This is a genomic window from Streptomyces sp. JJ66, assembly GCF_019303495.1.
Taxonomy (GTDB): Bacteria; Actinomycetota; Actinomycetes; order Streptomycetales; family Streptomycetaceae; genus Streptomyces.
In genome coordinates this window covers 117,959-125,387 of record NZ_JAEVFI010000004.1, presented here as the reverse complement: position 1 = coordinate 125,387, position 7,429 = coordinate 117,959, and the positions used below count along the sequence as shown (strand labels likewise).

The 7,429-nt window shown below is 64.6% G+C and carries 3 protein-coding genes; all 3 read right to left on the bottom strand.

Annotation, left to right across the window (positions count from 1 at the left end):
• Positions 1 to 1,710: 1,710 nt before the first annotated feature.
• The gene (locus JJV70_RS04810) at positions 1,711 to 1,905 is read right to left on the bottom strand and encodes a hypothetical protein (RefSeq protein WP_219046423.1); all 195 of its coding nucleotides are present in this window, start codon (positions 1,903 to 1,905) and stop codon (positions 1,711 to 1,713) included.
• Positions 1,906 to 2,218: 313 nt separating this feature from the next.
• Positions 2,219 to 5,239: a DUF6531 domain-containing protein gene (locus JJV70_RS04805; protein ID WP_308294684.1), complete on the bottom strand. Its 3,021-nt coding sequence runs from the start codon at positions 5,237 to 5,239 to the stop codon at positions 2,219 to 2,221.
• 430 nt (positions 5,240 to 5,669) lie between these two features.
• Entirely contained in the window at positions 5,670 to 7,346 is a 1,677-nt protein-coding gene (locus tag JJV70_RS04800) for a glycoside hydrolase family 20 protein (RefSeq protein WP_219046422.1), read from the bottom strand.
• Positions 7,347 to 7,429 lie beyond the last annotated feature (83 nt).

The following is a 7,429-nucleotide window of genomic DNA, read 5'->3' as shown; positions in this document are numbered from 1 at the left end:
CGACAGGCCCACAAACAGACCAACGATCCGATCAGCGACAGGTCACACGACCCGCTGAGTAGTCACACCACCACAGCTCCTGGATGTCTGCAGCATTCGGAGAAGTGACGACCAGGCCAGCAGCCGAAACCGAACAGACCAATATAAGCACGCTAAAGCGACGCATGACTTATCCATTCCCACAGGAAGGGACCAACTTTCCGAATCGGATTTTCACTGTCCCATCTATAATACTACGCTTCGGCCAGGCGTTTCGGCAACAGTCCACCCCCACGACTCCCACGTATGTGATTAATCTACAAGTGCGTGAGGTGTCCTCGCCAATACCCGGCGAGGACACCTCACGTGCGTCGAACTCAACTAGCTACCACTTTTGGATGAGCGTTTCCACTGCACCAACGCAACGGCCGCAAGGAAAAGTGCTCCGACGCTCAGTGTGACGCCTTCGAAAGCTCTGCCGTCCTGGAATTCTGTGATGGCAACGAACGCCAGCACAGCCAGGCCGAGGAGGAGCAATATTTTGGCGGTCAGAAACACGATTCGAACCCTTTCGATGTAGGTGCTGCCGCCGACGCTTCAGTTCCACCGAGAAACCAACAGGCACTCCCACTTGTGACACCTACAAGCGCAGTGACACCAAGCAACGCCTCTCTTCCCACGAACGCCAGACCGCTCTTAAGGCAATTGAAAGAACGTCCGCAGGGATCGGTTCGGTCGTCACCATCCCGATAACCGAACCGTGAGCGTCGGTGAGGTACCAGTGCCGCTTACCGTCCACCTTCACAGAGTCGAGGGAGCCTCAAGGCTCACGGTGTCCGACTGAGAAAGCCTTACTCAACCACGCCCGTTGAAGTGAAAGTACAACCATATTGCAACAAGTGCCACGACTGTGATCACGACCCACAGCAGAAGAAATGAGTCGCTGTAGTGATGGTAGTAGACTCTGAGCTCCACTTCGTCACGTTTCGCCTTTCGATTCGATAGATGCAACAGAACTGCATTGGCCTGCCGCTGAGTTACGGTAACTAGCCATCAGGCCAGTCAGGCATCAACGCCGCTTGGACCATTGCGTGATCTTGTAGGCCAAAAGAATGATTGCTATGACCCCTCCCACGGCTAGTGCCGAGACTCGGACTGCCCCATTTTCTCCCAGTACGCTGCCGATTATCACAGCGGCTACCAGTACGAGAACTGCCACGGGAATGTAGAGGGTATCCGCCCGGCGCTGGCTCATAACCCCCCTACCGTAAATATGACTACCTGAGTTTGTTGAAAATAAACACCAGAAGAGCCGAGACCACCAGGAGAGCCAATACGAACAGGATTGCAGAGTTCAGGTCGGTCGGAGGGGAGTACGGCCCGGGTGTTTTATATAGCCTCATATTCACCTAGCCTTCTGAGCCCTCCTTACGGCGCCTCGAGCGATACACGCCAATCCGCACATTACCAAGAAAACAACTAAGAAGAACAGGGGACCAAACGGTTCACCACCTGTAGCCCTACCCACAGGAAGGCAAGAGTAGATCCGCAAACGAATTAGATTATCCCATGCATCATGAGATATGCCGGGTTCTTCCGCATGCTCATTTCATGATCCTCGCCGGTAGGGGCGCAGGCGTACTCGCAGGTTAGCTAGACGGCACGAACACCGCCTGTCAGTGGGAATGCCCAGCCCCTTCCTCCGAGTCGACCGCAATTATGTTGCGATATCTATATCTTCTTCCCATTTTTAAAGCCGCGCCAAGTAATGAAAGTCAATGTAACCGACGCAAATACTCCAACAACCCCGAGAGTGAGTGCAACCACCTTATTGACTCCCTCTGCCCTGACACCAGTCACCAGCATCACGATGCTGGCCACATAAGTTGCGAGGATGAGTATCTGAAATTTCGTCTTCATACTCACAGTGATCTCCCGCCTTTAGGCCAGAAAAGTACAAGCGCCATACCGAACACGCCTATCGCATTGCAGCACCAAGAACGTCAGCACTGCAATGCGATAGCCTTCAGCGGGCGCTAAGGTTCTATTCTACTGTTACACTACTAGCTCTCCACCGTAGTATCCGATAGCGCCCCCGACAACACAACCAGCCGCACCTACAGCGAACCCTCCCACGCCGCCCCCGAGGACAGCGCCAGCCATTATCATGCCGCTCTGCGCCGCCGCCTGGATTCCCGCGTAGCAACCACTCAAAGCCCCGAAAGCTTGGCTACCTACGTCAAGGAATTCCTTGAAGCTGAAGAGCCCGCTCGGATCGATGCGGTTGATGGGGTCGCCGATGGCGTAGAGGTAGGGGTTGGTTTCCTGGCCGCTGGGGTCGGGTTGGGTGAAGGTGGGGGTCGTAGTAGCGGGCTCCCATCTTGTAGAGGCCGGTGGGGTCTTTGTAGGTGCCGGCGAAGCGGTAGGGCTGGGGCTTTTGCTCCTGGGGTGTGCCCCGGTCCACGCCGGTGGGGGTGTAGGCGTACTCGTGGGTCAGGTTTCCGCCTCCGTCCACCATGCCGACGACCGAACCGAGGGCGTCGGTGAGGTACCAGTACCGCTTGCCGTCCACGTTCGCCGAGTTGAGGGTGCCCGAGGGCTCACGGGTGAACTCGGTGTACTGGCCGCCGGCGGTGGCTGCCAGGCCCAGTTGGCCATGGTAGAAGACGGTCTGGTCGAACGTGACGCGTTCGGTGTTGGTGGTGCCCGCGTACTGGGCGGTGTGCCGGGTGCCGCCTGCGGTGAACTCGGTGAGCTGGTTGTAGGCGCTGTACTCGGCGTCAGTGCGCGCCTGGTCTGCCGAGGAGGCAGCGGCGGTTTCGTTACCGGCCTTGTCGTAGGACCATCCGTCGCTGTTGCCGTTCTTGGCAGTCAGCTGAGAGGCGTCGTTGTAGGTGTAGCTGGTACTGCCAGGGCAGCTGTTGTCGGAGGTGGAGGTGCTGGTGAGGTTTCCGGCCGGGTCGAAGCAGTATCGCCAGGATGCGGTCTGCTCGCCGCTGTGGGTTTCCTCGGCATAGGCCAGGCGGCCCTGGGAGCCGTAGTCGTAGGAGAGCTTCGTGTCGTCCCGGTGGTTGGTGCGGATGCGGATCTTGGTGCCGTCCTTGGTGTCCCCACCGCTGGTGTAGGCGTAGTCGTAGGACAGGTCCACGTAGGTGGAGTTACCGGAGGTGGCGGTGATCCTGGTGGGGCGTCCGGACTCGTCGAGGGTGATCTTCTGCTCTACGTTGCCGGGGTAGATGGTTTTGGTGCGCTGGTTGTTGGCGTTGTACTCGTAGGTGGTGGTGGTGCCCTTGTGCAGCTTGGTCAGCCGGTTGGCGGCGTCGTAGGTGTAGTCAACTGTGCCCGCCGGGTCCTGGTAGTAGTCGACGTTGCCTTCGCTGGCGGTGTAGGCGGTGACCGTCTGGGAACCGTCCCGCAGGGTGCGCACCGTCTCGCGGCTCATCCCGTCGTAGGTGTACTGGGTGGTCCCGGTGGCATCGGTGCGCGAGGTGCGGTTGCCGTCGCCGTCGTAGGTGTAGGTAACGGCGCTGCCCGAAGCGGGGGCGACCTTGGTGACGCGGTCGCGCGCGTCGTAGGTGTAGGCCAGCGTGGTGCCCCGGCCGTCGGTGACGGTGGCCGGGCGGCCCAGCGCGTCGTAGGTGTAGGTGGTGGCGCCCATCGGGGCGGGCGGGGCGGCCTTGGTCAGGTTGCCCTTGGCGTCGTAGGTGAAGGACGTCTTGTTGTTGTTGGCGTCCTCCGCCGAGCAGCGCTGGCCCTCGAAGCCGCCGCACTCAGGGGTGGAGTCGTTGTACTCGAAGTCGCGCGTGCCGCCCTCGTCACCGCTCACGGCGACGGAGAGGGTATTGCCCTTGGCGTCGTACTCGTAGCTGGTCTTCTCCCCGTCGGCGCTGGTCAACGTGCCGGGCAGGTCGGCGCCAGCGATGGTCTGGTAACCGGTCAGCGAGGCGGTTGCTCCGGTGGGCAGCTGCGCGGAGGTGGGGTTGTTGCGCGAGTCCCAGCCGTAGGTGGTGACATTGCCGGGGCTGGAGCCGATGCCCATCGCGTCGGTGGCGGTGACGACATTGTGCTGGGCGTCGAAGGACTGCGACCGCTCGTGGCCGAGCGGGTCTACCACCTTCGTCACCCCGCCCTCGTCGTTGTAGTGGTAGACCGTCTCGTCCTCGTCCGGGTCGGCCACCGTCGTGGTGCCTTCACCTCCGGGGGTGTCGGAGGAGTAGGCGTAGGTCCATGTCGGGCCGTTCTTCCCGCCGTTCGGGCGGCGCTGCATCGAGGTGACGCGGTCGTGCGCGTCGTAGGTGAAGACCGTCTCCCGCCCCTCGGGGCTGGTGACCTTCCAGATCCGGCCGTCGGTCCCGGCGTCATAGGCGAAGACGGTCTTCTTCCCCGCCGCGTCCGTGAAGCCGACGAGGTTGTCATTGGTGTCGAAGTTGTAGGTCACCGTGCGGCCAGTGTTGTCCTTGGCCTGCCACTTGATGTGCGAAACGACCTCGGCGTACTCGACCCAGCGGCCGGTGCGCTCGTCGGTGACGGTGAACCCGCCGTCCGCACTCCGGGTAACGGTGACCTTCCCGTCGTTGCGGTCGGTCACCTCGGTGAGCACACCGTCGGCGTTGAAGTGGTCCGTCATGCCCGACTTACGGTCCGTCACCTGGTAGGTGCCGTCGTCGTCTTTGACCAGGTCCTTGGAGTAGCCCGCCGGGGTGGCGAAGCTGCCGTTACTGTTCTCCTCGAAGCGCACGCTGGCGCCGGTGTGGTCGAAGAGCACCATCGCGCCGTCGGTGCTGTCCAGGCGGCGCTCGTAGTTGAACCACCACGTCAGCGCCGGTTTCCCGTGCGGAGAGGGCAGTGAGTTGTAGGTCTGAGTGAGCTGGAGCTGCTGCCCCACTCCGGCGATATCGAAGTCGGTACGCGCCAGCATCAGGTTGCCGTTGGAGAAGTTCACCCGCGCTACCAGGGAGTCGGTCAGCCGGGTGTCGCTGATCTGATGCCAGGGCACCTCGCCCTGGCCCTCCGGCACTGCGGCCGACGGGGCAGCCGCAGACTGTGCGCCCGATTCGGCCAGGCGCAGCTCATGCTTGGTCCACGACTTTTCCTCCGGCGTCAACCTCGCCGACGGCTCCGACTCCGGCGGGGTGTTGGTGCCGACCTGGAACGTGGGCTGCTCGACCTTCTCGGCCTTGCCCCACACCGACTCGGGCGCCGGGCCGGGTTCAGCCACGGCCGGGACCACACTGGCGGTGGTGGCCAGCGCGGCCGCCACCGCGATCAGGCTGGATCTGACGGATATCCGGGTACGCCGAGATGACGCGCCCGAAGCACGCTGAGACAAATCTTCCCCCCAGGAAGATGCCTGGGCGACCCCTGCGGCCGCCACAGCGGACGCAACGTGTCACACACGCCACACAAAACGCACGCATGTTCCCCTAATCTCATGCGCCACACCGATCAAAAACAGCCATCTCAACATGCCCTACGCGACGCACACTTGACATGTGAGAACTGATGAGCCGCGACAACTGAGGCACATCACGCCAGCATCTTGGCTGAAAACATCCTGCGGGGTGCCGCCAGTGGTGGTGTGGGAGTGCGCTGGAGGGCGGCGCCGGACCCGGGGCGTCGTCCCCCGGGGCCGACGGGGCCAGCTGTCTGGCCCTGTACGGGTGTCCGCCCCCGGCGCGGCGAGCGCGTGGCTAGTCGTCCACGCGGCCCGCGAGGGTGGTGAACTCGGGCCAGGTGAGGGCCGGGTCGGCGGGGTTCCACAGCTTGGCGGCGGTGGCGGCGAGCGGGAGGCGGATGCCGGCGGCCACCTCGGCCGGGGTCTGGGCGTCGGCCAGGTCGCACCAGACGGCGAACCGGCCGCCCAGGACGCGGTCGGCGCCCGCGTACTGTTCGGGCACGGGGTCGCTGCCGCGCAGCACGTCGGGCGTCCACTCCTCGTAGATGGCCTTGCCGGTGGGGTAGGTGAACTCGTTGGGCTCGCCGAGCACGTAGTAGAGGTACTGGCTGTTGAGGTTGATCAGGTCCCAGCCCTCTTCCAGGTAGGACACCGGTTCGCGGGCGCCGAGCTCGCGGCCCGTCCAGTAGGTCACCTGGCGGGGCTCGCTCGGGCGGACCTCGCCGCCCTCGTGCATGCCGTCGTTCCACACTTGCGGCAGCTTGTCGTGCTTCACGACGGTGGCCGCGCGGTCGTTGAGCCAGTCGGTGGCCAGGTCCTCGATGTCGGCGTCCGGGCCGAAGGCGTCCTCGGCGGCCTGCTGGAGGCCGGGGAAGGACGCGGCCGGATTCTCGCGGAACAGCGGCGCGTACTCGTCGCCGCCGAGGTGGAACCAGCGGCCGGGGAAGAGCGGGGCGAACTCGTTCAGCAGGTCGTCCAGGATCTCGGCGGCGCGCGGATCGGAGATGTCGATGGCACCGCGCACGGGCTCGCCGCCGGCGTCCCGGAGCTGGAGGTCGGGGTACGCCTTCAGGACGGCGCCGAGGTGGCCGGGGGAGTCGATCTCCGGGATGACGGTGATGTGCAGCGAGTTCGCCAGGTCGATCAGGTCGCGGACCTGGCCCTTGGTGAGGTGCTGCGCGGAGACGATGTCCGGGTGGCTCTCGCTGGCGATGCGGAAGCCCTGGTCGTCGGCGAAGTGCAGGTGGAGCTGGTTGAGCTTGAGGTCGGCCATCTGCCGGACGCGGGCCTGGAGCCATTCGGCGCTGAAGGGCTTGCGCGCGGTGTCGATGAGCAGGCCGCGCTGGGGGCGGTCGGGCCGGTCGCGTATCTGGCCCTCGGAGAGGTAGCCGCGGTCGCGGAGCGTGTGGAGCAGGGTGCGGGTGCCGTAGAAGACGCCCGCGTCGTCGCTGCCGGTGATCTCGACCCGGCCGTCGCCGGTGGTGAGCGTGTACGCCTCGCGGCCGCCTTCGGCGTCTTCGTCGATCGTCAGCTCGACGTCGCCGGAGCGGGCCGGGCCGTCTGCGGCCTCGACGTCGAGTTCGCGGGCCAGCAGGCGGGCTTCGTCGGCGAGCGGGCCGTCGGGGGCGGCGATGATCCGGGTCCCGTCCACGGGCTCCCAGCCGGGGCCGCGGGCCGGTTCCCACTCACGTATGGGGGGTATGGAGCGCGGCTCGGGCGCGGGGCGGTCCGGGCGTGGGGAGAGGGTGTCGGTGGCGGCGGGACCGGTGGGCAGGTCGCGGCCCGGCCCCGTCTCCTCCTCGTCACCGGCCTGGGTCAGGGAGAACACCGTCCCAGCGAGGAGGGTGACGACGACGACGCCGACGAGGGCGTACCGCTGGCGTGCCTGCCGTACCTCGTTCGGGTGGCGTTCGTTCGCCTGCTGTCCGCCGCCGTGGCGGCCGCTCGGCTGTGCGCGTCGCTTACCGGCCATGCTTCGCACTGTAGGCGCGGGGGGCCTGGTTCCGCGCGCCCTGGCGGAACCTGCCGTTCCGTGCGGGCGTCGGGACGGGGGCG

Bases quoted from the DNA above. Each gene is read 5' to 3' on its own strand.
- JJV70_RS04800 (WP_219046422.1), bottom strand. From the start codon at position 7,346: ATGGCCGGTAAGCGACGCGCACAGCCGAGCGGCCGCCACGGCGGCGGA.